Below are 259 nucleotides of genomic sequence, written 5' to 3' on the forward strand. Positions count from 1 at the left end.
GTTGCCGGTGCGACGCATGAGAATAATGTGGGATTCGACGATAAACTGACCGCAGGCGGCATCTTTCATATTCTGGAGAAAACCCTAGACGTTGCACCAGGGCTTGCCGCCGCTGAATTCAAGGGGGCGGCGACCGGGTTCCGCCCATCGACGCTAAGCGCTTTGCCGTTCATCGGCCAAGTTCCGGGGCAAGGCAAGCTATTCGCCGCCAATGCACTCGGCGCATCAGGCCTCACCGCAGGCCCTTATCTCGGCATGC

The 259-nt window shown here is 59.8% G+C and carries 1 protein-coding gene; it reads left to right on the top strand.

The genetic code is table 11. From position 1 onward, the window contains the following. Positions 1–27: 27 nt before the first annotated feature. On the top strand, positions 28–259 hold a 232-nt coding region (locus R0J92_RS24270; protein ID WP_411053563.1), incomplete at its 3' end, for an FAD-dependent oxidoreductase.

This window comes from Tritonibacter sp. SIMBA_163 (assembly GCF_046535935.1).
GTDB lineage: Bacteria > Pseudomonadota > Alphaproteobacteria > Rhodobacterales > Rhodobacteraceae > Epibacterium > Epibacterium scottomollicae.